Source organism: Microcystis flos-aquae FACHB-1344 (assembly GCF_014698375.1).
In the GTDB taxonomy this organism is placed as follows: domain Bacteria; phylum Cyanobacteriota; class Cyanobacteriia; order Cyanobacteriales; family Microcystaceae; genus Microcystis; species Microcystis aeruginosa.
The window spans coordinates 1-1,791 of sequence record NZ_JACJSW010000208.1 but is presented as its reverse complement, the minus strand read 5'-3'; the positions used below and the strand labels follow the sequence as shown (position 1 = coordinate 1,791).

Genomic DNA, 1,791 nt, shown 5'->3' with positions numbered 1-1,791 from the left:
TACTTTGTTCGGTGCTAGACTGATATTTGAGTAAGCCAGACAGGAGCCAGAAAAAGATATTTATCAGAAAAGTCATGATCAAGCTAGAGGTTTAAAGACTGAGCGGGTTCCAATTATTTTTATTCATAAATATTTTACACAATTCGGTTCTTCGTTACTTAGTATGGTTCGATAGGGGGGCATAAATCGACTAAATCCTTATCTGGCAAGAGACTTAATTGATTAGTTCGCTCTAGATAAAAAATAATTGACAAAAATCGCCAAATGCCTTTCTATATAAGGGTTCCATCCCTTATAACCCCCGTCCATTGCATAACAAAAACCGAAGAACCCACAATTCATACCAGGTAAGCAAGAGGGCTACGCCACTACTACCAAATCATTACCTAAGTGATTTAAGAGAAACTAAGGTTTATCAAGAAGCTTTAGAGGAAGGCAGAGAGGAAGGAGGATTATCCGCTAAAAAAAGCCTAATTTTGCGTCAGCTAAATTTAAAACTAGGTTCTATTCCTTTAAAGGTAGAACAAAAAATTAAACAGTTAAATCCTAATCAATTAGATAATTTAGCTCTTGCTTTATTGGATTTTTCGGATTTGGAAGATTTGCACCAATGGTTAAATTAATAGGATGAAGTACAGTCGTCAACCCAACATATAAGATTAGCTTACTGCTACCCAGTGCCTTCGGCATCGCACTAATAATTTTTGATCATTAATTCTCTGCCGGATGCCGCCGCTCCTTGTTTATAGTTATTCATGCCATACTGAAGATTCCACTCGATAATATGGGCAAAATCAAAGAGTTTTCGTATCTCTGGACAATCATCGTAGGTAATTAACCATTTAGCCTGACATTGACGCATATTATCGGCAAAACGTTGATGATCGAAGCTGGTATGTAAATTCCCTATTACGTCGTACAAACGGGATTTTGTGGCACTATAGTAGGGGGGATCGAGAAATATAAAAACTTCTTTTCCCTCTTGAAATAATAATTCTTCGTAGTCTTGGTTAGTAATTTTTACCAATGCTAATAACGGCGCAATTTGAGTTAATCTGGCAATTGATGAATCAGTAAATCTACTGGTAAAAGCCGCTTGGGAATAACCCCCCGAATCCACTGTTCCCGAAAAAGTAATCCGATTTAAGATAAAAAAACGCACTGCTTTCTCAAAGTCGGTTAACTTTAAATCTTCCCTTGTCAAATCTTGAAATAATTCTCGTCCGTTATCATATTTCTGTTTAATTTCTGTTATTTTTGCTACCAATGACTCAATATTTTCTTGAGCGCATGCCAGAAACAATATAAATCATAATTTAAGTCATTAATCCAATAGGTTTTTATCTGTTGTTCAAAGAGTTGCTTAACAGCAAAAAACACAGAACCACCACCAAAAAAAGGTTCTCGATATTCCCTAATATTGACAGGAATTTGCGGCAGAATTTGCTTAATTGCCCGGGATTTACCACCGGGATAACGCAGAGGACTTTTAATTTTTGACATTTTATTGACTAATTTACTGTCCGCAGTTTGGTTTTGGTGTTGAGGCTATCCGCTGCCAGACCTATTTAGGGTTGGCTGAATAAATCTAAAAACCTTACAGGAAAGGGCTTTTAGCTTGATTGAGAGCTTCCCAAATGCACTTAAATCTGCTAGAATCTCTTAAAACCCTTGCATTACCCTTGCATCACCCTTGCATCTTCTCTAATTAGTGCTAATGTACCGTAAAAGCGAGTTACCCTCAACCCCACCAGAAAACTTCGAGCTGCCCTTTGAGGGGAAATTATCCCA

1 protein-coding gene and 1 pseudogene are annotated in these 1,791 nt (G+C 37.2%); one reads left to right on the top strand and one right to left on the bottom strand.

The features are described 5' to 3' along the window. Positions 1 to 308 precede the first annotated feature (308 nt). Positions 309 to 623, top strand: a complete 315-nt coding sequence (locus H6G48_RS21345) for a DUF4351 domain-containing protein (protein WP_242034723.1) — start codon at positions 309 to 311, stop codon at positions 621 to 623. Between the two features lie 71 nt (positions 624 to 694). Here the strand turns inward: H6G48_RS21345 and H6G48_RS21340 are convergent. Then, positions 695 to 1,503 (bottom strand): annotated as a pseudogene (locus H6G48_RS21340) (DNA adenine methylase). Positions 1,504 to 1,791: the final 288 nt, after the last annotated feature.